We start from the raw sequence: 26,812 nt of genomic DNA on the forward strand, positions 1-26,812 counted from the left end.
GAATTCAATCGATTTATAAAAGGCTGACTATAAACAAAAAATCTTAATATTTAAATCTAACAGTATCATCTGACTTAGCCACATTCAGACTAATTCTAAAATATTTTTATGAAGTCTCTTACTATTACTTTAAAAAATTTAATTATATTTACCGTTTATCTGAGCCTTACTGAATCAAATTCGATTTTGTTGTAGCCTATTTATAGATACTTTTAATTTAATCATCATCTTTTTAATTTGAATAGGATGACTGATTTTTGGAGCAAGTTATGAACTTTCTAAAACAATCAGCCTTCATTGCTGCATTTGCTTTTATGGGTTTACCGACTGTTCAAGCAGAAGAGGTGGCTACCTTACCTACAATTCGCGTTATGGCTGAATCTGAGCTACGTGAAGAGGTGGGCTTTGTACCTTTCCAAGAAGATAAAAAAGTGCGTCAGGCGCTACAACATCATGAGTATAAAACTCATTACGATATACAGAATGCTTTAGTCCCTGAAGGCATGACGACAGTAGATTATCAGCCAGTTATGGCTCAGCCTGATTTATCTCAACTTTCTCCGTTCTTACAACAATACATTTTAGCGGTAGCCGGTGGAATACAGTCTTCTGATCCAACCAATGGTATCTTTGTAATGTTAAAAGATTTGAATATTAATCGAAGTAATGTCGATGCTTATCGTGAGGGTACGATGAAAGTAAACCTTAATGACATTATGGATTTACAGAAGAAAATCGAAAATGGATTAGCTGGTCGATAAAAAAATCCCCGCATTGAGCGGGGATTTTTTTATCTTGGTGTTAATTAAACACGTTCGATTACTGTTGCAATACCTTGACCAAGGCCGATACACATGGTCGCAAGACCAATTTGAGTATCTTGTTGTTCCATTACGTTCAACAACGTAGTGGTGATACGTGCACCAGAACAGCCTAGTGGGTGACCCAAAGCAATCGCACCACCATTTAAGTTAATGATGTCTTGCTTGTCATAAATACCTAAGCCTTTCATTACTGATAAGCCTTGAGCCGCAAATGCTTCGTTTAACTCGATAGTTTGAATATCAGCCATCGTTAAACCAGCACGTTTAAGCGCTTTTTGAGTTGCTGGAACTGGACCGTAACCCATGATTGCAGCATCACAACCTGCAACTGCCATAGAGCGAATTACAGCACGTGGTTTTAAGCCTAATGCCTGCGCGCGCTCAGCAGACATAAGTAACATTGCAGAAGCACCGTCAGACAACGCTGAAGATGTAGCAGCAGTTACCGTACCGCCTTTTGGATCGAATACAGGACGTAGTGCTTTGAATGATTCAAGGTTTGCATCTGGACGAATTACTTCGTCGATGTCGCAAAGGATTTTAAAACCATTTGCATCGTGACCTTCAACACCAACGATTTCGTTTTTGAAACGACCTTCTTGAGTTGCAGCCCAAGCACGGCGGTGAGATTCAACACCAAAAGCGTCTTGCTCTTCACGGCTAATGCCATTCATGCGACCTAACATTTCAGCAGTTAAGCCCATCATGTTAGATGCTTTAGCATAGTGTTTAGATGCTTCCGGGTTTAGGTCGATGCCGTGCATCATACCTACATGGCCCATGTGCTCTACACCACCAATAATGAAGATATCACCTTGGTTAGTTGCAATCTGTGCAGCAGCAGTATGAAGTGCTTGCATAGAAGAACCACAAAGACGGTTTACAGTTTGACCTGCTACAGTTTTTGGTAGGTCAGCCAATAAGCCGATGTTACGACCAATGTTCATACCTTGTTCTAAAGTCTGGTTTACACAGCCCCAGATCAGATCTTCAACTTCATTGGTGTCAAACTGGTTACGAGCAACGAGTGCACGAACCAACTCAGCAGATAAGCTGTCAGCACGTACATTGCGGAACATACCGTTTTTGGTTTTACCCATTGCAGAACGTACGCCATCAACGATGACAACGTCACGTGGATTTAAAGTAGCCATTCACGTTGCTCCTTAACCGTAGAATTTTTTGTTGTTAGCAGCCATGTCACGCAACATTTGTGGCGCTTCATAAGCCTTACCTAAGTGTGCATATTTGTTGCAAAGCGCAACATATTCAGCAACACCTGTCTGGTCGATATAACGACATGGACCACCACGGAATGGAGGGAAACCTACACCCATAATCATTGCCATGTCTGCTTCAGCAGCAGTTGCAACGATGTTGTCTTCTAAGCAACGAACTGTTTCATTACAGAAAGCAAGCATCATGCGGTCAATGATTTCTTGGTTATCAAACTCGCGTTTTTCACCCGTTACGAAAGGAGCAATGATTTCATACGCTGTTGGATCAACAGTTTTTGCTTTCTTGCCTTTCTTATCGAGTTCGTATTTGTAGAAACCAACATCATTCTTTTGACCAAGACGTTTAGCTTCGTACATTGCTTGGATTGAACCTTTGTAGTCTGGCTTCATACGGTCTGGGAAACCTTCAGCCATGACTTCTGCACCATGAACACCCGTGTCGATACCAACAACGTCGATGAGGTAAGCAGGACCCATTGGCCAGCCAAACTTAGACATTACATTGTCAACTTGCTGGAAGTCTGCGCCGTCTTTTACAAGAAGGTCAAACGCACCAAAGTAAGGGAACAATACACGGTTAACCAAGAACCCTGGGCAGTCATTTACAACGATTGGTGTTTTACCCATTTTTTGAGCAAGAACAACAGTAGTTGCAATCGCTTCTTCAGAAGTCTTTTCACCACGAATGACTTCTACAAGCGGCATCATGTGAACTGGATTGAAGAAGTGCATACCTACAAAGTTTTCAGGACGCTGTAATGCTTTCGCTAAACGTGTAATTGAAATTGTAGACGTGTTAGACGCAATAATCGTGTTTTCACGAACATGCTTTTCAGTGTCTGCAAGAACAATTTCTTTAACTTTTGGATTTTCTGTAACTGCTTCGATCACGATGTCGACTTCTTTAAACTCATCGTAGCTTAAAGTAGGGCGGATACGTGCAAGGGTTTCACCCATTTGTGCAGGTTTCATTTTCTTACGTTCAACTTGTTTAGTTAACAAGCTGTTCGCTTCTGACATACCTAGTGCAAGTTGTGGGTTACCAATATCTTTCATGATGATTGGTGTGCCTTTGCTTGCTGCTTGGTAAGCAATACCACCACCCATAATACCAGCGCCAAGTACAGCTGCTTGATTTACAGGATGAGCACCTTTTTCATGTTTTTTAGCAGTTTTCTTAACAACTTGGTCATTGAGGAATAAACCAATCAATGCACCAGCTTGTGGAGTAATCGCAGCTTTAGCAAAACCTTCAGCTTCAGCTTTTAATGCTTCATCACGCGCAAGGCTTGCACCTGCTTGTAATGAATCAAGTAATAATTTTGGAGCAGGGTACTGAGCAGGATTTGCTTTAGCAAGTACAGCACCTTTTGCTGTGTTGAACGCCATCATTTGTTCAAGTGGGTTCAATTTTACAGCATCAAGTTTTTCTTGGCGTTTCGCTTTCCAGTTCAAACGACCAGAAATTGCTTGCCTAACTAAGTCAGTTGCAGCTTCAAGTAATTTATCAGCAGCTACAACCGCATCTACAGCACCGTCTTTTAGGGCAGCAGCTGGTTTTTTAGGAGCAGCCATTGCCATCCATTCAACCGCGTTGTCGATACCGATAAGACGGCTTAAACGTACGCTACCGCCAAAACCTGGGTAAATACCAAGTTTAATTTCTGGTAAGCCCACTTGTGCAGCTTCTGACATCACACGATAGTCACACACTAAACACATTTCAAAACCGCCGCCTAACGCCATACCGTTAATAGCAACAACTTTTGGAATTTCTAAATCTTCAAAGCTATTGAAGATTTCGTGAACAGGCATAAGCCAGTCAACAATCGCTTTTTCGCCTTGAGCGAAGTTTTCACCAAATTCGGTAATGTCTGCCCCAACAATAAATGTTGATTTGCCCGACGTAACAACTAAGCCTTTAATATCGTTATTTGCTTTTACCGCAGCAATAGCAGCTTGGAAATCTTCAATTGTTGCACGGTTAAATTTATTGACCGACTCACCTTGTAAGTCAAAGCGGAATTCTGCAATTCCGTCCGAAAGCATTTGGACGGTAATGGCATTGCCAGCGTGGATCATGCCTGATCTCCTTGGTTTTGGAGGACTTCTAAGTTGATGTTATGAAGCGTGTGCACAGCTTTGGTACACATTTATGCTTCGCTAATCTTACGATAACTATATCTAAAAAAAACCTGACAAGTTGTATCAAGCCGTGACGCAAGGGTCATCTTATTTATTATTCAATTCATCTGTATTAAATGCATAAAAGAAATCATAAAGATAGCTGCTAATCCAAGGCTTTTGTTTTGCTTTAAATTTTTCTTTATAAAGCTCTGGAATTATCAAGCCTTCTTGTAAAAATTATGAAAATTCAAAAGTTAATTTTTTGTCAAAAAAGTCAATTGTTCAATTTTTATCTTAAACAAGTGAATAGAAATAACAACAAATTTTAACTTCTTAAGGTACTGAAAAAATACCGAGGGCTCTTTTATTTCTTATAAAAATATGAGACCTATTATTTGACTTATTTTTTTACATTCGCTTTTTATAAGTCAATTTTGTTAAAATTTGTGCCAATTAAATAAACTTCCGGTTTCTATTGCCTTAAATATAAGGTGAAGTTGCCCCTAATCTTTTGAAAGAGTAGCAATATGATTAAGTGGATCATATTAGCGATTTTTGTGATATCAGCATTGTATATCCAGCATCGCGGCAAAGTGCGTCACTCGTTTTATCGTCAATTTTTTGACCATTCAACCTTGCTCGCACCGATTAACTTTTTAATGTACATCTTTTCAAAGGTGCCGAATCAACCTTATATCGACACCCAGCATTTTAAAGATTTAAAAGTGTTGGATGAAAATTGGGAAATGATTCGTGATGAAGCAAAAGCTTTATATGACCAAGGTGGGATCAAAGCTTCAAGTACATATAACGACTTAGGTTTTAACTCATTCTTTAAAACAGGTTGGAAGCGTTTTTACTTAAAATGGTACGAGTCAAGCCATCCGTCTGCTGCTGAGCTTTGCCCAAAAACCACAGCTCTTCTTAAAACATTGCCGACAATTAAAGCAGCAATGTTTACCGAGCTTGCACCTGACAGCCGTTTGGTAAGACACCGTGACCCATATGCAGGTTCATTGCGTTATCACTTGGGTTTAATTACGCCAAATGACGATCGTTGTTTTATTGATGTTGATGGTGAAAGATACTCTTGGCGAGATGGTCAAAGTGTCGTGTTTGATGAAACCTATATTCACTATGCTGAAAATAAGACTGATCAAAACCGCATTATTTTCTTTGCAGATGTTGAACGTCCAATGAAAGTGAAATGGATGGAACGTTTCAACCATTGGTTTGGTCGTAAAGTGATGACTGCTGCAAGTTCACCGAATGAAACAGGTGACCAAACAGGTGGCTTAAATAAAGCTTTTGGTTATGTTTACCAAATTCGCATTAAAGCCAAAGCATTAAAAGCTAAAAACCGTAAGTTGTATTACTTCTTAAAATGGTTATTAATGCTTGGGATTTTCTTCCTGATTTTTGTCCGACCATATATATTTTAATTAAAACGCCCGAAAGGGCGTTTTTATTTTGATTATTTAAATAGTTTGCATTTATTTTTCTGCACTTAAAAAGATGATTATTAGAGCGGATAGTATTTTTATTTAAAATTTTAGGTGAATTTTATATTAATTATTGGGATGATAATGCGACTGGTAAATATATACCTTTCTTGTGCTTGATAAATTTAAAAAATTGTGTGGAATATAAATGAATACGGTGATGAAACAAGCTTTAGTAATAACTACATTCAATGCAGCATTAATATTGACTGGATGTGGGAAATCTAAGCCAGAACCAAAATCAAAAACAGATAAAGTTGAGACAATTTCGGATTGGAGCTGTACGCATCCTGAGAATTTGAATCAGATTCAAACCTCATTAAAAAAAGAGTATTTGAAACAAATCGAACGCAGTTTAAGACAAAGTCAATATCAGGTTGATGCGGACATCCTTAATAAAATTAATCAAGGTTTGAAGTTTGAAATTAAAAGTATTCGCACTTTACCCTTAGAAGACGATAGTCAAAAAAATACACAACTAAGTTGTGAAAGCCAATTGGTCGTTTCATTTCCTAAAGGCTTACAAAAGCGTGCGGAAAAAGCATATATTGAAGAACAGCGCTATTCTGATGAAGAATCGGATGTACTCAATGACTATTTTTCTAATAATGATTCACCTTTGACCCTTGAAAATGATCAATTGAAAGGTGATTTTTTCTATAACATCACAAAAACAGATAAAGAGGGCTTGGTATTTAATTTGCCAAGTCAAAATACTGTGATTGAAGGAGTGGTTTTTGTTGCCACTAAAGCTGTGCAATATGCGGCTTATGTTGAAGAAAATCAACGTTATGAAAAAAGTCGTGTAGAGGATGATAAACAATCGGCAGAAAATTATAATGCACAGACTGAATTGGCACAGAAAGCCATGGATGTCCGTAAAAAAGAATTGGATAGCGACAAAGCTAAGCAAGTAGAACGCTTAAATCAGACTTGGGATAAATTGAATGCTGAGAAAAAAACTCAATTTAAACAAGATCAATCCGATTGGTTTGAAAAACGTGATGTTGAATGTAAGGTACTTGCACAAAAAAGTGTTGATGACATTGCTGAAAAAGATTTAGAAACTTATCAAAAACAATCGAATTACTGGACTGCTGAAATGAGTAAGCAAAACCAAGAGATGCAATATACACAATGCTTTACCCAAAAAACTATAGAGCGAACGGTTTATTTAAATAATTTAAATTAATCTGAAACTCTCTATAAATACTTGGTCAATCATATTTAAAATCGATGGGATTGATCAAGTATAGGTAATTACTCTGACTTTATAAGTGAGAGTTTTAACCCAGTAATGATAGATAAATAAGTATTTTTATTACGCCCGAAAGGGCGTTTTTTATGCTCTACAGTACTTAATAGATTTTGTGACTCATTTCACAGTGCTGGCAATTTGTTACAACTATTAAAAACCAAAGAGCAATTTTGATTCTACAATGGCGCGGTTTTTTCGAAGACTGGTTAGCGGAAGTAGGTTTTAAAATGGCTCATGCTCATCACGCAGTTCATGCACATGTTCATCATATCGAAGAGAGAAAAGAAGAAAGCTCTCAAGATGATTTAAAAATGAAAGTGATGTTAAGACAAGCAGCTTCGACGACTGAAAAACATAAAAAATCTGATGTTAAAAGACAGCCATCTGAAGATCAAAATATTAATTTGCATAAGTTCTCAAGTAAGCTTGAAAGTATATCTGCCAACCATAGTAAAGAGAAATGCGCCAAAAATATTCGCATTGCTTTACAAGCAGCAGGTGCCGATGTTTCTAAGCATCCAGTAGCAGCTTCAGACTGGGGGCATACACTCGAGAAGAACGGTTATAAGAAAATTAAACCTGCTTTTAATCGTCCTCAAGAAGGCGATATTTATATTATTGAGCGAACAAGTGGCCACACATATGGTCATATTGCGGGATATACAGGGAATGGTTGGTTCTCAGATTTTCGCCAAAAAACCTATGCGGTCTATAAAGAAAAAGATGTGAAATATAGCTACTATCGTCTCGATTCTTAAGCGAGTACGACATAGTTTGTCGGGGCATATCCAAATCTGTTTCCAAATTTGGCTTGTGGCACAGTAAAGCACTTGAAAACTCAGGTTGAAAACATCACATTAGGTATTCAGTATTAAGCCATGTCTGCCGATAGTGAATCAAAACGCTCGTCCCCATATTGAAAAAATTTTAGCCCACATGACCCAACTTCCAGGTGTTTATAAAATGCTAGGGAAAGAGGGAGAATTGTTATATGTCGGCAAAGCGAAAAACCTAAAGAATCGGGTATCGAGTTATTTTGTTAAAACCATTGAGCATCCTAAAACTCAGGCTTTAGTTGCCAGAATTTATGATATCGAAACTTTAGTCACTCGTTCAGAAACTGAAGCACTACTCCTTGAGCAAAATTTAATTAAACAGCATCGTCCACCTTACAACATCATGCTGCGGGACGATAAGTCTTATGTCTATATTTTTGTATCGGCAGATAAGCCGTATCCTCGGCTTGCTAGTGGTCGCGGCAAAGGGAAGCATCAAATTGGTAAGTTCTTTGGGCCTTATCCAAGTGCCTATAGTGCCCGTGATACTTTACTCGTTCTACAAAAGCTTTTTAATGTACGTCAGTGTGAAAATAGCTACTTTGCACAGCGCAAGCGCCCGTGTTTGCAATATCAGATCAAACGTTGTTCTGCACCTTGTGTAGGGCTGATTTCACCTGAAGATTATAAAGAAGACATTAATAATAGTATTCGCTTTTTGCAAGGTGATACGAAGGAGCTCAATCAAGAGCTCATTGCCAAAATGGAACAAGCAGCAGCTGAACTTGAATTTGAAAAAGCTGTTTTTTACCGTGATCGACTATCTTTACTTCGTGAAGTCCAAGCCCAACAAGCTGTGTTTAAAGTTAAAGGTGAGGCGGATATTCTGGCCATTGCATATCAGGCTGGCGTGACATGCGTACAGATTATGTATGTGCGCAATGGGCGAATGCTAGGTGGAAAAAGTTATTTCCCTGACATGCTTGGTGATGATCTTGGGCAAATGCTCAGTGACTTTATGGCAAACTTTTACTTTCAAGTTGCAGATGAAGTACCCAATGAATTGATTGTGAACATTGCATTGCCAAACCGCAAAGAATTAGAAGAAGCGTTGGCACAGCAGTTTGGCAAAAAGGTTCAGATTAAGAGTAATGTTCGAGAAACTCGTGCCGAGTGGCTAGAGCTAGCTGAAATGAATGTTCAACATGCAATTAAGGGGCAGTTGAGTAACCATTTAGAGCTTAATGAACGTTTCCATCAGTTAGAGCAAGTGATTGGAAGGCCTGTCGATCGTATTGAATGCTTTGATATTAGTCACACCATGGGTGAAGCTCCAATTGCGTCATGTGTGGTGTTTGATCAAGGAGGTGCTCGTAAGCGTGATTACCGCCAATTTGCCATTCAAGATATTACTGGTGGCGATGATTATGCTGCCATGCGCCAAGCCTTAACACGACGTTATAAAAAAGCCATGTTGCCTGATCTGTTGTTGATTGATGGTGGTAAAGGTCAACTCCACATGGCGATGGATGTCATGCAAGAGCTTGGGCTAGATGCTTTTATGGTGGGGGTATCGAAAGGTGAAGGACGTAAACCGGGTCTTGAAACCCTACATTTTACTGATGGCACTAAAATTCAATTACCAGAAGACAATAAAGCATTGCACTTGATTCAACAGGTGCGTGATGAAGCACATCGCTTTGCAATTACTAAACACCGAGCTAAACGTGATAAACGTCGTAGTACATCAGTTTTAGAAGCAATTCCTGGGCTGGGGCCGAAACGCCGTCGAGATTTATTGACTCATTTTGGTGGGATCCAAGGTGTTTTGAAAGCTTCGGAAAAAGAGCTCACACTTGTGCCTGGTTTTGGTGAGATGATGGCCAGAACAATTTATAAAATTCTCCATGAATAATCATGCGAATAATGTGAGTGACAAAATAATTCGCCAATTACTAAATGATTGACCATTCACATTCCAATCAAAATGATGAAAGATATTTTCTAACAACACTTTCGTTTTAGGGAAAGGAATGTCATTACTGCGAATATTTGAAGAAATAAAAGAAAAGGAATGGATTGAAATACCTGAAGGATGGTTGCAAGGCCGCACGGTTTTTGGTGGTTTTGTTGCAGGGTTATTGATGCAAAAAGCTTGTTCAAATATTCACGACCCAAATAAAAGATTATTAAGTTGTAGTATTACTTTTGTTGGCCCTGTACAGCAGGGACCTGCCCAATTGACTATTGAAATTTTAAGGGAAGGAAAGTCGGTCACTACGCTTGAAACCCGTTTATGGCAAGATGGCGCGGTACAAACTATTTTGGTCGCAAGCTTTGGTGTGCCTCGTACTTCGAATATTGAAGTACGCCAAGAACCTATGGTTCCAGTTTATGCACCACCAGAAGACTTAAAACCTCTTCCTTTTGCTAGACAAATGCCAGAATGCTATCAACATTTTGATGTATGCTGGGCAGAAGGTCATCATCCTGTTACAGGAAGTCAGTATGCTGACTTTGGAGGATGGTCAAGGTTCTCCCCAGAGAAGCATGAAAATCGTCAAATGACATTGCCAGATTTAATTGTTTTGATGGATATTTGGCCGCCTGGAGTATTGCCGATGTTTAAGCAAGTTGCACCTGCAAGTTCTTTAACTTGGCACATTACCTATGTCCATCCATTTCCACATCAATTATGTGACTGGTTTAAATATAAAGTGGTGACTGAATATGCTGGTGAAGGTTATTCCACGGAATATGCCCATCTTTGGGACCAAAATGATCATTTAATTGCAATTTTACGGCAAACTGTTACGGTATTTACCTAAGCAGTCCACTTCCTCGATTCGTATATTTCGTATAAAGTGGCTGTTACAGATAGATACAATATTGAAGAATGTATTTTTGTCTGTTACAAGATGCATGAAGACTAAATTGGCGGTGTTTATGACCACAGGGCGAATCCTGAATATCCCAAATATCCTAACGTTGGCGCGTATCGCGCTTATTCCTGTATTTTTGGTGATTGCGTATTGGCCGCCTGCAATGGGTATTGGTGAGCAAGCAGGAAATATGAGTCGTCATATTATCTTGACGGCTATTTTTGTGTTGGCTGCTATTACCGATTGGTTTGATGGCTATTTGGCACGAACTTTAAACCAGACTTCAGCATTTGGCCGTTTTTTAGATCCAGTTGCAGATAAGCTCATGGTGGCGGCAGCACTTATTGTTTTGGTGCAGTGGAATCCAACCATTTCAATGGCTTTTGCGGCAATTGTCATTATTTCACGGGAAATTACAGTTTCTGCTTTACGTGAGTGGATGGCAGAACTTGGCGCAAGAACGAGTGTGGCTGTATCGACAGTAGGCAAATATAAAACAGCTTTTCAGATGATTGCCATTAGTGTGTTCTTACTCAATTGGCAACCTTTAGAAATGTTGGCTTACGCGTTGTTATATACAGCAGTCATTTTAACTTTATGGTCAATGTTTATTTACCTTAAAGCAGCTTGGCCGTATTTAAAGCAACCTTAAGCTCAGATTGAATGATTAAGCCTTTCTATAATGAAAGGCTTTTTTATTTTCAAAAGTGCAAGAATCGGGTCGTCATAGGGCTTTAGCTACTTTAATGTAAGATATGAGAGCTAAGGAGGTGACACATGCAAATGCTTTCTTCTCGGCAATTTGCTGTAATTGCCAATGTAATTGAATATTTATATGAACATCTAGACCAGCAACCGAGTCTAGACGATGTTGCGAGCCATATGAATTTAAGTTCAGGTTATATCCAACGTCAGTTTCAGGAATGGGTGGGTATTAGCCCGAAAAAATTTGTTCAATATATGAGTTTGCAGCAGGCTAAATATTATCTGCTACAAAAGCGAAGCTTATTAGAAACCGCTTTAAACACAGGTTTGTCGGGTACTGGTCGTTTGCATGATCTGTTTATTCAGCTCGAAGGGATGACACCTGGTGAGTATAAACAGCAAGGCGAAGGCGTTATTCTTAATTATTCGGTTGAGACCAGTCCATTTGGTGAGTTGTTAGTGGTAAGTAGTGAAAAGGGCATATGTTCTATAAGATTTATCGAAACTCACGAGAATATTGAAGATTTAATTAAACAGTATTTTCCAAAAGCCCAATTGAAAAATCAGTCACCGATTTGGCATCAACAAGTTGCAGAATGGTTCGAACAAGATTTTTCAGAACACTTACAGCAGAAACTTCCTCTTAATTTGGCTGGAACCCCATTCCAGCTGCAAGTTTGGGAGGCTTTACTGACCATTCCAGAAGGTCAATTACGAACCTATCAAGATATTGCAGAGCAAATTGGCAAACCTAAAGCAGTTCGAGCCGTTGCTACAGCAATTGGACAAAATCCGATTGCATATTTGATTCCTTGCCATCGAGTGATTCGTGCAACTGGAATGGTTGGAGAATATCATTGGCAAAAGGGGCGTAAATTGGCATTGTTAGCTTGGGAGATGTCAAAGCAACACGGAGAGACCGTATGACTTTGGATTTATTTTCTCCAGAGCCTTGTGAGAATTTATTACCCTACGATGGTGAAGTTCAGGACTATGGTTGTATTTTAAGCCCTGAAGAAGCTGAACAATATTTTCATTATCTTTACCAGCACCTCGCGTGGAAACATGACGAGGCTAAGTTGTATGGCAAGCACTTTATTACAGCTCGAAAAGTTGCATGGTATGGAGATGATTACTATCAATATAAATATTCAGGTGTCGCACGTGATTCTTTGCCGTGGGACAAAGCACTCGCCAAACTAAAACAACAGGTAGAGCAAATACTTTCAGAGAAATTTAATTCTTGCTTAGCAAATCTCTATGAAGATGGAACTCAGGGTATGGCTTGGCACAGTGATTCGGATGTGTCTTTGGCAAAAACCACAACAATTGCTTCTTTAAGCTTTGGTGCTACCCGAAAATTTTCTTTTAGACACATTCAAAGTAAAGAGAAAGTTGAATTGTGGCTACAGCCAGGCCAACTCATTGTGATGCGTGGTGAGACTCAACAATATTGGCAACACCGTTTAAATCGTTCGACAAAAATTTTACAGCCACGTATTAATCTTACTTTCCGGCAATTTCAGTTCTTATAAAAATTGGACAAGAAAAAAGCCCATGATGGCAACATGAGCTTATTCCTCTGAGGGGGATGCTTCTATTGATGAGCTGCTGATGAAAAGAATCACCAATAGGAGCTAAAATCATAATATGAGAATATTATGAGATATTCAATATTTTAAAGTGTAAGAAAAGGTTAAATTATCATAAGCTGGAGTTTTAGATTTCACCTTTTTCAGATAACTCCATAAAACGCTGCTCAATAAGTGCTGCATTTTCTTGTAAAATTTCGATGAGCTTTTCAACATTTAAAAAATCAAAACGATTTTTAGAAGCAACTAGGGTTAAAGCTAAAGGCACTTCTTTGTTCGAAAAACGTACTGGAACGGCAAGGCCAGAAACATTCGGGTCAATCTCACCTTGTGAGAAATAGAAGCCTTGTTTTTTAATTTTTCGCATACGCTGAATAAAGCTCGGTTCATCTTCAGCAAAACCTGATTGTTTTAATTCTTGCTGATAACGATGATAGTAATCTTGCATCCGTTGTTTACTTAAATGCGAAACCATCGTTTTTGGAGATGACCCAACATAAATAGGTCTTGGGCAGCCTCGGCCATATGAAAGTAATTCGGTGTCTTTAAATATTTCATGATGAATGTCAATGCAATAGTCATCATTTAAATAGGTAAGCAAGCAGCACAGTTCGGTGCGCTCTACAATATTTCGCATAAACGGTGTGCTGATTTGAACTAATGGGTCTGTTGTGCGAGATATATAGTCAAGAACTGCAATTTTTGAGCCTAAGGTATAATCGCCAGATGTCCCATTAATGCGTTTTAATAGATCAGTAGACACCAACTCTTTTAGGTAACGGTAACTGGTTGGTTTAGACAAGCCAAGTTCTTCGCAAATAATATCGACATTAATGACTGGACGCGAAACTGAAAATAGGTCCAGTACGGTTAAAATTTTGCCAAAACTTGAAATTGCCATAGTGTCTTGTTCGTATCCTTTAACAATGAGTCATCTTTGAGTTTTTATAACAGAAAAAAAGAGAATTTGTCTCAATTCTAAAATAAATGTCTGATTTGAGTATTTTACTCTGACAAAGAGAAAACTTCTCTTGGCTAATACATCATATACGATAATAAAAAAATATATCAAATTATCAAATAGAGATATTTTAGTTGACTAAATTGCTTTATTTTGAAAAAATTGGCAAACAAAATATCTAATTGAGAAATTAGTCCGTTCTAGGCGAATTTCTTGATACCTCTTCTTTCCAAAGTTTGGCCGTTTAAATAGCGCCCAAATTGAAATCATCTGGGCCAATCAGGCAGGATGTGGAAAAATCATTGTATTGAAGGATGCTCCTCATCTCATTTGCTTTTTAGGCAAATGGCAAAGTTTTGTTGTCTCTAGAAAGATAATTTAACATTGAAGGGCATGCTCATCAGTTCAAATCTGTATTTGAGATGAGTTCATGTTATTAAAGCAAATACTGGCATTTCGCCCGAGTAGGCTTGATCTGATCTTTGCAATAAAAACATTTATTGCCGGAATGTTGGCGTTATTTGTTTCATTTGAATTAGATCTGATTAACCCGATGTGGTCGATTGGTACAGTCTTGATTATTGCCAATCCTTATTCAGGAATGGTGTCCTCTAAGTGTGTCTATCGTGTTATAGGAACGATGGGTGGGGCAGTGGTTGCCTTAACGCTAACGCCACATCTCATTAATACGCCTTGGTTGTTTACTGTGGTGTTGTCGTTGTGGGTGGGCTTTGCACTTTATGTGTCTTTACTTGACCGGACTCCACGCAGTTATGCTTTTATGCTGGCGGGTTACTCGACAGCCATGATTGTCTTCAACTCGATTACTTATATTGATCAATACAATATTTTTGATATTGCTTTAGCCCGAGTCATAGAGATTTCGATTGGGGTAATTTCAAGTGCTGTGGTTTCTGCCACTATTCTTCCAATGCACATTGGTTCTGCGATTAAGCAGCGCGTTATCAAAACGCTTAAAGATACAGAGAATTTGTTTGCTAATTTATTAACTGCTGATCCTCAGCAGAACAATACTCAACTTTTAGCGACCATTACCCGAGATACCACAGATATTCATGCTTTGGCAGTACATTTGAGTTATGAGAAGGGTGAGTTGCATGGCATGACCAAGCCCTTACAGGAAATGCTTCATCAAATCTCAATGGTCGTTGCGAATCTGGTCGCTTTATCTGAACGTATTAAGCAGCTTCAGGAACTTCGGTTTATCGAAACTCATTCAGAAAAACTGCAACAGCTCTCAGCGCATGTTGTTCATTTTCTGGAGCAAAAAAATTTAATTATTGATGAAAATATTTTGCAGTTACCAGATGAGTTTGAAAGTGATTTCTTGAGTTTGATGGAATCGGCTTCGACACATCAGCAAGTTTTGGTCGCAGCTATGAAAATGGATGTACGTCATTTCATTAGTAATGTTTTAGCGGTTAAAGTTTTGTGGCAAAGAATTCAGCAAGGCAACAAAGAAATCCCTGACAATATTACGCCAATGACCACCAAATATCCAAGTTTACACCGTGACCATGGTGTGGCTATTCGAGGTGGTATTAGTGCAGTCCTTATTACATTTATTGTGACTGGGGTCTGGATTATTTCGGGATGGAAAGCTGGATTTATGATGGCGCAAATGGGTGCAGTAACAGCCTGTATTTTAACGGCCTTAGATAACCCTGTTCCGGTTTTGCGTATTTTTATCTGGGGCAGTATTGCTTCAGCAGTTTTAGTCTTTGTTTATGCATTTGGTATTTTCCCCCATGTCACCACATTCTGGGAACTTGGACTGGTTTTATTGCCGATGTTCCTGTTTGCTGTATCTATGATGGCCAACCAAATGCTTATGCCAGTAGGCATGGTCTTAGGTATTAATACCATGATGGGCCTGAATCTACATAATGCTTATAGCATGGATGCAGTGTCTTATCTTGATGGTTCTTTTGCCATGATCTTAGGTGTCTTAGTGTCTTTAGTTGTCATTGACGTTGTTCGTGCAATGTCTCCAGACACGAGTGCCAGCCGTATTCTGGCCTTGCATTATCGTGCCATGAGACAGGCGATCTATTTGCCTTATGGTCTTGATTTTAAAGTTCACCTGCGCAGTATGTTAGACCGAATTGGGATTCTTAACAGTAAAGTAGTGCAATCTAATGAGATTAAAACCTCAATTCATCAAGCTTTGATTGAGTCGAGCAGTATTGTCGATTTAAGTAGATTACAAGAACTGGCAAATCAGTCTCCCCAAAATTCAGAACTGGCTCATCACATCGGAAATTTGCAACAAAATCTGGATGAACTGTTTAGAGCTAAAGAAAATGATGTAGATAATACAGTGGCTTTGGTTGAGCAAATCCATCACGGTTTATTTGAATTAAAACAGCTTGCTTCAAATGTTGAAGATATGACGATGCGACAAAGATTACTCATTTCACTTAACAATATTGCTTATAGCATGTGTCATGTTTCATCAGATCAAATGAATGAGAACAGTGCCTTGAGAGGAGCGACAGCAAATGGGTGAGTTTAATGTTTATGGTATTTACGTGCCTTCTTTGCTCGTTCAAGCCCTCTTGGCATATATATGTTTTCGTGGGTTAAGTCCTTTGACCAACAAGTGGATTGCACAAGGCTGGATCGCATTACCTAGTATTTTCAATTTGTGCTTTTACCTTTTATTGCTTTTGGTAATACATCAAATTTTTGTTGGGGTGGGTGCATAGAGATGATTGCGAAATTAAAGATTGAGTTAGGTGAGTGAAATGAATCAGGTGGATTTGAAAAAGGTCATCCGTCCAGTAATTTTGATTGTCGCATTAATGTTGGCGGTCTATACCATTGTGCATTTGTGGAACTACTATAATGCAGCGCCGTGGACACGCGATGGTCGAGTGCGTGGTGATGTTATTCAAGTATCTTCGGATGTCGCTGGCCTTGTCACAGAAGTATTGGTTCAAGATAACCAGACTGTAAAAAAAGGTCAGGTGCTCTTTAAAATTGATGTTTCTCGTCGAGCTTTAGATGTAGAGCAGGCCAAATCGGATTTAGCAAAAGCAAACGCAGCCTTTGCTCAAGCGCAGGCGGGTTTGGCACAAGCAAAAGCGAACTTGATTAAATCGGCGAGTAATATCAAATTGGCCGAGAAAAATGCTGGTCGTTACTCGAACCTAATGGATGGCGCTATCTCTAAACAAGAACAAGACCAAGTGTTTGCCACACGTGATCAATCCCTTGCAGAGCATGAGCAACTCCAAGCAGCAATTCAGCAGGCTGAAGCAACTGTTAAGCAACAACAAGCCCTCATTGAGGTTGCAACGAGTAATTTGCATTTGGCCGAGCTTAATATGCATCGTGCCGCAGTCATTGCTCCAGCTGATGGTACGTTATCTAACTTTGATATGCGCCCAGGTAACTATGTTCAAGTTGGACAGGCTGTTGCAGCATTACTCGATCGTAAACAGCTCTATGTGGTGGGTTACTTTGAAGAGACGAAGTTAAATCGTATTCATGTAGGCGATCAGGCTACTGTGCAATTAATGGGGGATAACCAGAAAATTAAAGGTCATGTACAAGGTATTGCATCGGGAATTGAAGATCGTGAGCGCTCAAGCAGCTCCAAGCTTCTTGCTAATGTAAATCCAACTTTTAGTTGGGTTCGTTTAGCACAGCGCGTACCTGTGAAGATTGTATTAGATGAAACACCAAAGAATGAACTTGCTTTTGTTTCTGGACGAACTGCGACTGTGCATATCGTTGAAAAATAAAGTCGAAATGATTTAATTAAAAAAAGCATGTAGTTTTAATTACATGCTTTTTTGTTTTATGGCGTTAATCCAACGGGATTTCGATACCAACTCTGAATGAGTAGTGCAGCAGCAAAACTATCTGCCGAGAGCTTTTTTGCGCGGCCCTGTTCTTGGTAAAAACCTAGCTCTTCTCTCGCTTCACGTGTAGTTAAGCGCTCATCCACCATTAACGTTTCTATGTTGGTTTGATGACGTAAACGTCTCGCAAATTTGCGGGCACGTGTAGAGAGTTCAGACTCGCTATCATCCATATTTAACGGCAGGCCAACCAAAAATAAATTGGGTTGCCATTCTTTCACAATTTTTAAGAGTTGATCCCAATTGGGGATGCCATCTTTCATAACAAAAAGAGGGAGAGGGTTGGCACTTTCAATTGAAGACTGGCCAATCGCCATTCCCATTTTTTGAGTACCAAAGTCAAAAGCCATAATCGATTTTGATTGCGTTTCGGTCATTAAGCGTGTCCGATTTCAGAAGCTAACCACGCACGATCTACACCGATTTTTTTATAAGCTGCATCCCAACGGTCGTCATAAGGCAGGTTAAAAATTAGGTCCATATCGGCATCACAAATCAGCCAGTCACCACGCGTAATCTCATCTTCTAACTGATTTTTGCTCCAGCTCGCATAGCCTAGAGCAATCTGATATCGACCGACACCTTCATTATGGGCAATCGCATCCAGAATATCTTTACTGGTGGTAATACAAACATTTTCACCTACAGCAATAGATGAGTGCCATGTTGGTTGTCCGGTATGAAGAACAAATCCAGCTTCGGGACGTAATGGGCCACCTTGTAAAACCGCATGTGGGTTTACATTGTCTGCTTCAATGTCGAGATCATTGAGTAATTCTTTAATTTGGATACCAGAAGGACGATTAATAATAATGCCTTGAGCACCTTCTTCATCATGACGAGCAAGATAAATTACAGTGTTTGCGAAAAAGTCATCTGCCATTTCTGGCGGGGCAATCAGACAACGGTGAGTCAGATATTGTTTGGTCACCTAAGCGGTTCTCCCTCAAAAAATGTCACTAGAGGGCCTCGCGACCCTTTTATCTATATAGGTTCTTTTTATCAACATACAAGAGTTAATCGGATTTCGCCAATCTTTTTCTCTCATTTTCTTTATTAATTTGAAGAAGCCTGAAATTTAAGTTGGCGTAATTGTTTTGCGTGCTGCAAGGTTGTTTCATTAATTTCCACACCACCTGACATGCGAGCTAACTCAAAAATGATTTGATTTTCATCAAGTTCTACAATTGTACTGCTGGCTGGGTCAGTTTGTTGTTTTTTCACTAATAAATGCTGATCAGATTGTGCAGCAACTTGTGCTTGGTGAGTAATACATAAGAGCTGAACATGTTGTGCCAAGTCCGCAAGTAAACGTCCTACAACTTCTGCGGTGCCACCACTAATCCCGACATCGATCTCATCAAACACCAAAACTTCAGATTCAGTTTTTTCTGCATTCATGACTTGCATGACGAGTGCAATACGAGAAAGTTCACCACCTGAGGCCACTCGTGCCAATGGTTGTGGAGGAATACCTTTATTGGCAGTAAATAAAAGTTGAATAAAGCTTAAACCCTCTGCACCTGGTTGCTCTAATGGTTCGAACTTAAATTCGAAGTGTGCCTCTGGTAGGGCTAAAGGTTTCACTTGTTCAGTTAATTGTTTGGCAAGCGGAGCGGCAGCTTCACGACGAATATTATCTAAATGCTGAGCTTTTTCTAAAAACTCCTCATGCGATTTTTCAACTTGTTCTGCCAATGTTTCTGGATCTTCAAGTTGATGCAATTGCTCAAGCTCACTTTGCCAAGCTTCATATTCTTCTTTAAGCGTTTCCGGTTGAGTGCGGTATTTACGTGCCAGACGATGGAAAACTTCCAATTTGGAATTTAGTTCTTCCATCCGCTCCGGATCAAAACTTTGGCGATCAATAAATTGACGCAAGTTTGCCGTTGCATCGTCTATTTCACTTTGAGCATTTAGTAGAGAATTATAGATCTCAGAAAGTTGTTCGCTGCGCCCCGCATGGGACTCTAATCTGCGAATAATCGAAGATATTTCTTGAGTAATGTTCTGCTCAGCCTCATCTAAGACATTTAAGCTAAAACTACAGTCTTGCATGATATGTTCATGATGACTAAGTCGATCAAACTCTTGCTCAATTTCTTTATAGTCGGTTTGAATGACTTCTTCGAGTTCTTCAATTTGGTGCTCTAAAGTACCAATCCGTTGTAGACGGGTTGCTTGTGCGTCTAGAGCTGCTTGATGCAAACGAATGGTACGTTGCCATGAGCTATAGGCTTCACGTACATCATTCGCTTCAGCATAAAAATTGTTATAACGGTCTAGCCAATGCTTTGGATAAGGCGGTTCAAGTAGCTGCTGCTGGCTGTGTTGACTATAGAGTTGAACCAGCAAACGCCCTAACTCTTTAAGTTCAGATAGACTGCTCGGGCGCCCATTAACCCATGCTTTACTACGTCCGGTTGCAAAAATAACACGACGTAAATGAATTTCCCCAGAATCATCATCTAGCTCATGGTCTTGGAGCCATTTTGCTTCAGGACTATTATTCTGATAGGTGAAAACCGCGGTAATATCCGCTTTGTCCGAACCATAACGGACATAATTTGTATCTGTACGTTCCCCGAGGCAGGCAGAGAGTGCATCCAGTAATAATGATTTTCCGGCACCTGTTTCGCCTGTTAGAACATTAAATCCTTGTTCTATATCAATAGCTAAATGATCAGCTAATGCAAAATTAATTAAAGTTAAATGTGTGAGCATAAACGCATCCAACGCGCCAAATTATGGGTTAAAGATAGAGAAGTTTTGAATTTGCTACAAGTGATCTATTATTCTAACTGAAATTATAGAACAGCAAGATTGCGGATATTTACAATGAAAAAAACATTAAGCTTACCGAAACCACCCATAGGGATGGTCAATCGTCATAAAAAAAACAATCCTGCGGAAATGAATAAAATTTTAAATCAACATTTTAATGCATTTAAACAAGCAGCTGCACAAGGTAATTATGCCAAAGCTTATCAACATGTTAAACAAGCTGTTAGCTTAGTTCCTAAGCATCCGGGAGCTTTATCTGACTTGGCTTATACCGAATTGCGCTTAGGCCGTTATAACGAGGCCTATCAACATTATTTGCAAGCGATTCAGGTGAGTGGAACTAATGTAAATACAAACTTATATGATGGACTCACAGAGGTTTGTCATCATTTAAATAAAAAAGAAGAAACGATCAAATTTGGACGCTTAGCAATTACAACAAAAAAAGAGCTAGCGAAGAGCGAACCTATTTTATCGATTCCAGATCATGCACCACCAGCATTTAGTACAAACCCTGAAGAAAATATTATTGCCTTCTCATTATTTGGGGCAAATCCTCGCTATTGTGAAACCTCTATTTTAAATACTCAGCTAGCCAAACAGATTTATCCAGAATGGACGTGTCGATTTTATGTCGATGATAGTGTGCCAGTACTGGTACAACAGCGGTTAAAAGAAAAGGGCGCTCAAGTCATCCAAGTTACAGATTCTCAAAAACAACTATCTGGACTGTTTTGGCGTTTTTTTGTGATGGATGATCCTACAGTTAGGCGCTTTCTAATACGTGACGCCGACTCTATTGTGTCGCACCGCGAAAAGGCGGCTGTAGATGCATGGCTCAAGAGTGATAAATGGTTTCATTTAATGCGCGATAATTATTCTCATACTGAGTTGATTTTGGCTGGAATGTGGGGCGGGTGTACAGGGATTTTTCATAATATTGAAGCACATATCAGAGATTATGTTGCCACCGGACGTTATCTGGATAATCGGGTGATGGATCAGCATTATTTGCGTTATTGTATTTGGCCGACTCTAAAACAAAGTGTGCTGATACACGATAGCCAGCAATTCGATTCAGATGCTATCGATTTTCCAGCTTATGATCTGGTGTTAATGCAAAACGACAGTGAAAATTTTCATGTAGGAATGAATGACGGTTCACCGGTAATTGCTACAGCAGTTGTCCATCCAACGGCGCAAAAAGTGTGTTGGATACTCCTAGATGAAAATCAGGTCGAAGTTTGCAGATACGATGCAATTGTGTCGAATAGTCGAAATATTGAGATTAACTTACCTTATGCTTTTGCCAAAAAAATTCAGGCACAGCAGTGGAAATTACAAGTCTATCCGTATGAAAACTGATTGATTAGTTATTTAGGCACAATTAAACTACATTCATCATAATTTATATAAATACGGCATTATCTGGAGAATCTGCATGAGTTCAACCCAATTTGATCATGTAACGGTCATCAAAAAATCAAACGTTTATTTTGGTGGAGCATGTATCAGCCATACCGTGCAATTTGAAGATGGAACTAAAAAAACATTAGGTGTTATTTTGCCGACTGAGCAAGCTTTAACTTTTGAAACGCATGTTCCTGAGCGTATGGAAATTATTTCAGGCGAATGTCGCGTAACAATTGCGGACAGCACTGAAAGTGAGTTGTTCCGTGCAGGCCAATCATTTTATGTACCGGGCAATAGTCTTTTTAAAATCGAAACTGACGAAGTACTCGATTATGTATGCCATTTAGAAGGCTAAGAAATTCCTGTTCAAATCGGGTACACTATGCCCAAAGAAATCCTGTGAAGTTGGCTTTGCAGGATTTTTATTTTTTTGCTCAAACGTTGTTAGAGGTCATGCATGGCAAAACAGGAATATTATTATGGCGTTCATTCAGTGGAGTCATTGTTAGAACTTGAGCCGGAGCGTGTGCTAACCCTGTTTACTTTAAAAGGACGGGATGATCAGCGTTTGCAAAAGATTTTGCAATTGGCAGAGCCTTTTGGAATCAGTGTACAAAAAGCAAGCCGCGATAGTCTTGAGAAACTTGCAGGTCTACCATTTCATCAAGGTGTAGTTGCTGCAGTACGTCCACATCCTGTCTTGAATGAACAAGACCTCGATCAAATTTTAAGAGAAACTCCGGATGCATTGTTGTTGGCATTGGATCAGGTGACAGACCCGCATAATTTAGGGGCTTGTATTCGTACTGCCGCTGCGATGGGCGTGCAAGCTGTTATTGTGCCTCGTGATCGTTCGGCTAGTTTGACACCAACTGCTCGTAAAGTTGCAGCAGGTGGAGCCGAGAAAGTTAAATTTATTCAAGTCACTAATTTAGCTCGTACATTGGCTCATCTTAAAGAAACAACTCATGTACGCGTAATTGGCACTATGCTTGATGAAAGTGCGTTGCCACTTCAAAAGTGTGATTTCTCTGGCGCAGTTGTAATTGTAATGGGAGCTGAAGATACTGGTTTACGTCCTATTACACAGGCGCAGTGTGATCATAAAGTTTATATTCCGATGTCAGGAAACCTACAAAGTCTAAATGTCAGCGTAGCGACAGGTATGGCACTTTATGAGGCTTGCCGTCAGCGTTCTGAGGTATAATCTCACTGCCTTTCTAGTTTTTAAGTCATCTTGATATGTCTCCCCGTAAGCAAGGTTATTTCTTTGTATTGGTGACCATGTGCATTTGGGGCGGGTTTACGCTTTTTGCCCGTTTAAATGCACAGTGGCATATCAGTGCTTGGGACATAGCTGCATTGCGTTTCGCTATAGCCTTTCTAATTTTAATGCCTATTCTAATCTATAAAAAAGATCTCGCTTTTTTATGGAGTAAGCATGCGGTAATTTTGGCCTTGATTGGCGGGGTCATTTATTGTCTCACTGTCTATACCGCTTTTCTCTATGCTCCCGCTGCGCATGCTGCAATTTTCTTAAATGGTTGTATTCCAATTTGTACTGCGTTTGCAGCATACATTTTATTTAGACAGCCGTTTGATAAGCATACCTGGGTGAGTCTGGTAATTATGATTACTGCCTTGACTCTCATGAGCGTGTTGATGTTGCAAAGTAATGCTTCTGCTTTTGGCGTGGGTGATTTACTTCTTTTTATTAGTGCGATTTGGTGGGGTATTTTCACTGTATTACTTAAACAGTGGAAACTTTCTGCATGGCACTCTATGGCAAGTGTTGCGATTTGGTCTGCAATTATTTACTTACCCATCTATGCTCTATTTTTACCAAAGCATTTCATGGAAGTTAGTCCTATCCATTTAGCGATACAGGGCATTTTCCATGGTGTGTTTGTGGTTATTATTGCAACTCTGACTTATGTGGCAGCGATTCAGCGACTTGGCGCTTTTAAAACAGGAAGTATTGTAACTTTAGCGCCATTTATTGCTGCCATTTTAGCTGTACCTTTACTCGGTGAAGCATTAAGCCCATCTATTGTTGTAGGTTTGGTTGGAATGGGAATCGGCGCCTTACAACCTTGGCGATGGTTCCGACCAGATAGCTTGGCACAACAAATTAAGCAGCAAAATAAATCAAATTAGTTTGTACGCTTCAAATAGCTTTGATGTAACGGCTCTAATTGCTGATGTAAATGTTCGAGTAATCCATCATTAAACACAATGTCATTGGCAAGTTCGCGTTTACGTTCGCGTGACATTTGCGCTGCAATAATTTTCTGAATTTGTTCTTGGTTTTGCCCATCGCGTTGGCTGGCACGCTGAATTTGAGTTTGTTCACTCGCATCAACTAATAAGGTGTGGTTTACCAATTCATGTTGGTTGGTTTCAAAAAGTAGTGGTGAAACTAAAATCACATAAGGACTCTTTGGGTTTTGCAACTGCTGAATAATAGATTGGCGAATGGCTGGATGCGTGATTTTCTCGAGTGTTTGTCTTGCTTCAGGATTTTGAAAAATATATTCGCGTAGGGCACGACGATCTAGATTACCATCGGATTGAAGCACCCAGTCTCCAAAAGTTTGTTGGATTTTTTGCAGGGTAGGTTGGCCTTTCTCAACCACTTCGCGAGCAACGATGTCGGCATCGACGACTTGTATTCCTTGGGATTCAAACCATTGTGTTGCAGCAGATTTTCCACTGCCAATACCACCTGTGACTCCCAGAATAAAAGCCATCTTAACCTCCCAAATAGATTTTCATAATCTGGTCACCCCATAGAAAGGCAACCCAACCTGCAATGGCAATGTAGGGCCCAAAGGCAAAGGGCTGATTGTCATTGCGTAATTTTAATAAAATGATGCCAATAATTGCACCTAGTAAAGATGACAATAACACAATTAATGGCAGCATCAATGGCCCCATCCACGCGCCTAATGCGGCAAGCAATTTAAAGTCGCCGTAGCCCATGCCTTCTTTGCCTGTAATCACTTTAAATAAGTAATACACAATCCAAAGACATAAAAAACCAATCAGGTAACCCCAAATGGCTGAGTTAGGCGAGGTGTAAATATTAAAGGTGTTAATGCCCAACCCAAGCGCAGCTAAAGGCAGGGTAAAACGGTCGGGTAGTAGCTGAGTATCAAAGTCTATAAAGGTGAGGGCAATCAGGACCCAAGTCAGGACTAGCCCCAAAAGCATTTGAATGGTTGGGCCAAACACCATGACTACTACTAATGAACATAGCATGGTGAGTAGTTCGATGGCTGGATAGCGAATACTAATAGAATGCTGGCAATGTCCACATTTACCTTTTAAAACCAACCAACTAATGACAGGAATATTTTGATACCAACGGATGGGCTGATGGCACTCTGGACATGATGAAGAAGGCTTACTTAATGTTAGTTTTTCATGCTCAATGATGGGTTGCTCAGGGTCGAGTAGCATTTGACATTCTTGCTGCCAATCTTGTTCCATCATTTTTGGGGTGCGATAAATCACCACATTAAGAAAGCTACCAATACATAGGCTCAATAATGCAACTGCAATATAAAGTGCAGTTAAGTTTTGAATAAAATAAGCAATAATTTCTTGCATTATACAACTGAGCCCATTTGGAAAATTGGAAGATACATAGCAATCACCAGACCGCCTACAAGTACCCCTAAAATTGCCATAATTAAAGGTTCCATCATTGAAGTTAAGCCATCAACGGCATTATCAACTTCATTTTCATAGTACGTTGCAACTTTATCTAGCATGCTGTCTAGTGCACCAGATTCTTCACCAATTGCGACCATTTGTATAGCCATAGATGGAAAACGATTTGAAACGCGCATTGCAAATTGGAGTTGTTGACCTGTAGCAACATCTTCACGAATTTTCATGACGGCTTGTTCATAAATGACATTGTTAGTTGCACCAGCTGTTGATTCAAGCGCATCAATGAGAGGAACACCAGCTGCAAAAGTTGTTGCTAAAGTACGGCTGTAACGGGCAATAATCGCCTTATAAACCAGATCACCAAAGATGGGTAGTTTCAGGGCAAGTTTGTCTAAACCATCGCGGAATTTTTTACTACGCTTTTTAGCTTCCAGAAATGCCGCAATGATTGCACCGATCACAATAATCAGAATGAACCAGTATTCCTGCATCCATTTCGACATATTTACGACCATTTGTGTAAAAGCAGGTAGATCTGCGCCAAAGGAAGAAAACAGATCTTGGAAAACGGGAACGACTTTAACCATCAAAATAATGGTAACAACCACAGCAACCACAATAACCGTTGCCGGGTATTTCATAGCCTTCTTGATTTTCTGCTTGAGCAATTCACTTTTTTCTTTGTAAATTGCCACACGGTCCAGCATGGTTTCAAGCGCACCAGACTGTTCGCCAGACTCTACAAGAGAGCAAAACAGTTTGTCGAAGTGTTGAGGGTACTTTCTTAAAGCTGAGGCAAAAGTGCTACCACCTTCAACTTCACCTTTAATACCGAGTACCACCTCGCGCATAGCTGGGTTTTCTAAACCTTCTGCCACAATTTCAAAGCCTTGTACTAGTGGGACGCCGGCTTTCATCATGGTTGCAAGTTGTCGTGTGAAAATCGTGATATCGAGCGTTGATACTTTTTTCTTAAATAAACCTTCAAGAATATTTTTACGCTTTTCTCGAATATTACGAACAGTCACACCTTGTTTGCGTAGGGTGACTTTGGCTAAAGCCATATTTTTAGCCGGAAGTTCCCCCTTAATTTTTACGCCTTTACGGTCAACCCCTTCATAAGCAAAAGTCGGCATCAATTGTGCCTTTTTGACAGTCATGACATTATCCTTATTTTAAATT

26 protein-coding genes and 1 pseudogene are annotated in these 26,812 nt (G+C 39.7%); 18 read left to right on the top strand and 9 right to left on the bottom strand.

Going from position 1 to position 26,812, the window contains the following annotated elements; translation table 11 throughout:
- Positions 1-269 precede the first annotated feature (269 nt).
- Positions 270-761 carry a hypothetical protein gene (locus tag ACS125_RS05525; RefSeq protein WP_217487664.1) on the top strand — a complete coding sequence of 164 codons (492 nt, stop codon included), beginning with the start codon at positions 270-272 and terminating at the stop codon, positions 759-761.
- Between the two features lie 44 nt (positions 762-805).
- Here the strand turns inward: ACS125_RS05525 and fadA are convergent, their stop codons facing one another.
- Both fadA and fadB read right to left on the bottom strand, forming a co-directional pair.
- A complete protein-coding gene (gene fadA, locus ACS125_RS05530) occupies positions 806-1,978 on the bottom strand; it encodes an acetyl-CoA C-acyltransferase FadA (protein ID WP_004795064.1) in 1,173 nt (390 codons plus the stop codon).
- 12 nt (positions 1,979-1,990) lie between these two features.
- Positions 1,991-4,144: a fatty acid oxidation complex subunit alpha FadB gene (gene fadB, locus ACS125_RS05535; protein WP_443270979.1), complete on the bottom strand. Its 2,154-nt coding sequence runs from the start codon at positions 4,142-4,144 to the stop codon at positions 1,991-1,993.
- Positions 4,145-4,716: 572 nt separating this feature from the next.
- On the opposite strand from fadB, the gene lpxO reads away from it, so the two are divergent.
- From lpxO to ACS125_RS05580, 9 genes are all read left to right on the top strand, one after another.
- A complete protein-coding gene (lpxO, locus tag ACS125_RS05540; RefSeq protein ID WP_004795061.1) occupies positions 4,717-5,631 on the top strand; it encodes a lipid A hydroxylase LpxO in 915 nt (304 codons plus the stop codon).
- Positions 5,632-5,720: 89 nt separating this feature from the next.
- On the top strand, positions 5,721-5,843 hold the full coding sequence (locus tag ACS125_RS05545) for a hypothetical protein (protein ID WP_080645777.1): 123 nt from the start codon (positions 5,721-5,723) through the stop codon (positions 5,841-5,843).
- Positions 5,840-6,883 carry a DUF1311 domain-containing protein gene (locus ACS125_RS05550; protein WP_151964092.1) on the top strand — a complete coding sequence of 348 codons (1,044 nt, stop codon included), beginning with the start codon at positions 5,840-5,842 and terminating at the stop codon, positions 6,881-6,883. Before ACS125_RS05545 ends, ACS125_RS05550 begins: the two co-directional genes overlap by 4 nt.
- Positions 6,884-7,176: 293 nt before the next feature.
- Complete coding sequence (locus ACS125_RS05555; protein ID WP_443273920.1) at positions 7,177-7,707, top strand: CHAP domain-containing protein; 531 nt, start codon at positions 7,177-7,179, stop codon at positions 7,705-7,707.
- A 133-nt stretch (positions 7,708-7,840) separates the two neighbouring features.
- The gene (uvrC, locus tag ACS125_RS05560; protein WP_443270981.1) at positions 7,841-9,640 is read left to right on the top strand and encodes an excinuclease ABC subunit UvrC; all 1,800 of its coding nucleotides are present in this window, start codon (positions 7,841-7,843) and stop codon (positions 9,638-9,640) included.
- 118 nt (positions 9,641-9,758) lie between these two features.
- Positions 9,759-10,553, top strand: coding sequence for a thioesterase family protein (locus ACS125_RS05565; protein ID WP_443270983.1), 795 nt, complete (start codon positions 9,759-9,761; stop codon positions 10,551-10,553).
- A gap of 118 nt (positions 10,554-10,671) precedes the next feature.
- Complete coding sequence (gene pgsA, locus ACS125_RS05570) at positions 10,672-11,259, top strand: CDP-diacylglycerol--glycerol-3-phosphate 3-phosphatidyltransferase (protein ID WP_004795051.1); 588 nt, start codon at positions 10,672-10,674, stop codon at positions 11,257-11,259.
- Between the two features lie 125 nt (positions 11,260-11,384).
- On the top strand, positions 11,385-12,239 hold the full coding sequence (locus tag ACS125_RS05575; RefSeq protein ID WP_144733872.1) for a methylated-DNA--[protein]-cysteine S-methyltransferase: 855 nt from the start codon (positions 11,385-11,387) through the stop codon (positions 12,237-12,239).
- Positions 12,236-12,847, top strand: a complete 612-nt coding sequence (locus tag ACS125_RS05580; protein ID WP_004795047.1) for an alpha-ketoglutarate-dependent dioxygenase AlkB family protein — start codon at positions 12,236-12,238, stop codon at positions 12,845-12,847. The genes ACS125_RS05575 and ACS125_RS05580 overlap by 4 nt, the downstream gene beginning before the upstream one ends.
- Before the next feature lie 184 nt (positions 12,848-13,031).
- On the opposite strand, the gene ACS125_RS05585 is transcribed toward ACS125_RS05580, so the two are convergent.
- Entirely contained in the window at positions 13,032-13,805 is a 774-nt protein-coding gene (locus ACS125_RS05585; RefSeq protein ID WP_004795045.1) for an IclR family transcriptional regulator, read from the bottom strand.
- A gap of 367 nt (positions 13,806-14,172) precedes the next feature.
- On the opposite strand from ACS125_RS05585, the pseudogene ACS125_RS05590 reads away from it, so the two are divergent.
- The 4 genes and pseudogenes from ACS125_RS05590 (at position 14,173) to ACS125_RS05605 (ending at position 17,635) form a co-directional block, all read left to right on the top strand.
- Positions 14,173-14,305: pseudogene (locus ACS125_RS05590) on the top strand (hypothetical protein).
- Positions 14,296-16,395 carry an FUSC family protein gene (locus ACS125_RS05595; RefSeq protein ID WP_443270987.1) on the top strand — a complete coding sequence of 700 codons (2,100 nt, stop codon included), beginning with the start codon at positions 14,296-14,298 and terminating at the stop codon, positions 16,393-16,395. Before ACS125_RS05590 ends, ACS125_RS05595 begins: the two are co-directional and overlap by 10 nt.
- Positions 16,388-16,594 carry a DUF1656 domain-containing protein gene (locus ACS125_RS05600; protein ID WP_004795042.1) on the top strand — a complete coding sequence of 69 codons (207 nt, stop codon included), beginning with the start codon at positions 16,388-16,390 and terminating at the stop codon, positions 16,592-16,594. The genes ACS125_RS05595 and ACS125_RS05600 overlap by 8 nt, the downstream gene beginning before the upstream one ends.
- Before the next feature lie 39 nt (positions 16,595-16,633).
- Positions 16,634-17,635 (top strand): HlyD family secretion protein, encoded by a 1,002-nt coding sequence (locus ACS125_RS05605; RefSeq protein ID WP_443270989.1) that lies wholly within the window; start codon positions 16,634-16,636, stop codon positions 17,633-17,635.
- A gap of 56 nt (positions 17,636-17,691) precedes the next feature.
- Here the strand turns inward: ACS125_RS05605 and ruvX are convergent, their stop codons facing one another.
- From ruvX to recN, 3 genes are all read right to left on the bottom strand, one after another.
- Entirely contained in the window at positions 17,692-18,132 is a 441-nt protein-coding gene (ruvX, locus tag ACS125_RS05610) for a Holliday junction resolvase RuvX (protein ID WP_004795038.1), read from the bottom strand.
- Positions 18,132-18,686 carry a YqgE/AlgH family protein gene (locus ACS125_RS05615; RefSeq protein WP_003654562.1) on the bottom strand — a complete coding sequence of 185 codons (555 nt, stop codon included), beginning with the start codon at positions 18,684-18,686 and terminating at the stop codon, positions 18,132-18,134. The genes ruvX and ACS125_RS05615 overlap by 1 nt, the downstream gene beginning before the upstream one ends.
- Before the next feature lie 125 nt (positions 18,687-18,811).
- Positions 18,812-20,479 carry a DNA repair protein RecN gene (gene recN, locus ACS125_RS05620; RefSeq protein WP_111855652.1) on the bottom strand — a complete coding sequence of 556 codons (1,668 nt, stop codon included), beginning with the start codon at positions 20,477-20,479 and terminating at the stop codon, positions 18,812-18,814.
- Positions 20,480-20,593: 114 nt separating this feature from the next.
- Here recN and ACS125_RS05625 point away from each other — a divergent pair, with 114 nt between their 5' ends.
- The 4 genes from ACS125_RS05625 to ACS125_RS05640 all read left to right on the top strand — a co-directional run bounded on the left by ACS125_RS05625 (position 20,594) and on the right by ACS125_RS05640 (position 24,109).
- Positions 20,594-21,904 (top strand): tetratricopeptide repeat protein, encoded by a 1,311-nt coding sequence (locus ACS125_RS05625; protein WP_443270992.1) that lies wholly within the window; start codon positions 20,594-20,596, stop codon positions 21,902-21,904.
- Positions 21,905-21,980: 76 nt separating this feature from the next.
- Complete coding sequence (gene ppnP / locus ACS125_RS05630) at positions 21,981-22,307, top strand: pyrimidine/purine nucleoside phosphorylase (protein ID WP_004795031.1); 327 nt, start codon at positions 21,981-21,983, stop codon at positions 22,305-22,307.
- Between the two features lie 102 nt (positions 22,308-22,409).
- A complete protein-coding gene (gene rlmB / locus ACS125_RS05635) occupies positions 22,410-23,159 on the top strand; it encodes a 23S rRNA (guanosine(2251)-2'-O)-methyltransferase RlmB (protein WP_004795029.1) in 750 nt (249 codons plus the stop codon).
- Positions 23,160-23,194: 35 nt separating this feature from the next.
- On the top strand, positions 23,195-24,109 hold the full coding sequence (locus ACS125_RS05640) for a DMT family transporter (RefSeq protein WP_004795027.1): 915 nt from the start codon (positions 23,195-23,197) through the stop codon (positions 24,107-24,109).
- Here ACS125_RS05640 and coaE read toward each other — a convergent pair.
- From coaE to ACS125_RS05655, 3 genes are read right to left on the bottom strand one after another with little or no spacing between them, the layout of a single operon-like run.
- The gene (coaE, locus tag ACS125_RS05645; protein ID WP_151964083.1) at positions 24,106-24,702 is read right to left on the bottom strand and encodes a dephospho-CoA kinase; all 597 of its coding nucleotides are present in this window, start codon (positions 24,700-24,702) and stop codon (positions 24,106-24,108) included. The genes ACS125_RS05640 and coaE overlap by 4 nt on opposite strands.
- 1 nt (position 24,703) lies before the next feature.
- Positions 24,704-25,564 (bottom strand): prepilin peptidase, encoded by an 861-nt coding sequence (locus ACS125_RS05650; protein WP_443270996.1) that lies wholly within the window; start codon positions 25,562-25,564, stop codon positions 24,704-24,706.
- On the bottom strand, positions 25,564-26,790 hold the full coding sequence (locus tag ACS125_RS05655) for a type II secretion system F family protein (protein WP_151964081.1): 1,227 nt from the start codon (positions 26,788-26,790) through the stop codon (positions 25,564-25,566). The genes ACS125_RS05650 and ACS125_RS05655 overlap by 1 nt, the downstream gene beginning before the upstream one ends.
- Positions 26,791-26,812: the final 22 nt, after the last annotated feature.

Source organism: Acinetobacter sp. PFS20, from assembly GCF_052261015.1.
GTDB lineage: Bacteria > Pseudomonadota > Gammaproteobacteria > Pseudomonadales > Moraxellaceae > Acinetobacter.